Genomic DNA, 256 nt, shown 5'->3' on the forward strand with positions numbered 1-256 from the left:
GCAGCAGTCAAGGAATGAACATGATGTTCCACCCAAGAGTCACAGGCAACCCCACCACCACAACGATGATGTTCGACCTGCCACCCACAACCCACACCCGAACAGCTCAACCCTCACCCCCCACCACACGGGCAAGAGGATCAACGAGCGAGCACGAACAAGACATGCAGGAAACTGTGAGCAGCCAACGTTGACTCCTTAGAAAGGAGGTGATCCAGCCGCACCTTCCGGTACGGCTACCTTGTTACGACTTAGT

The 256-nt window shown here is 55.5% G+C and carries 1 rRNA gene; it reads right to left on the minus strand.

Annotated features, from left to right (window positions below):
- Positions 1-202 precede the first annotated feature (202 nt).
- Positions 203-256, minus strand: a 16S ribosomal RNA gene (locus SERN_RS15200); the annotation flags it as partial.

The sequence above is a fragment of the Serinibacter arcticus genome (genome assembly GCF_004786095.1).
Classification (GTDB): domain Bacteria; phylum Actinomycetota; class Actinomycetes; order Actinomycetales; family Beutenbergiaceae; genus Litorihabitans; species Litorihabitans arcticus.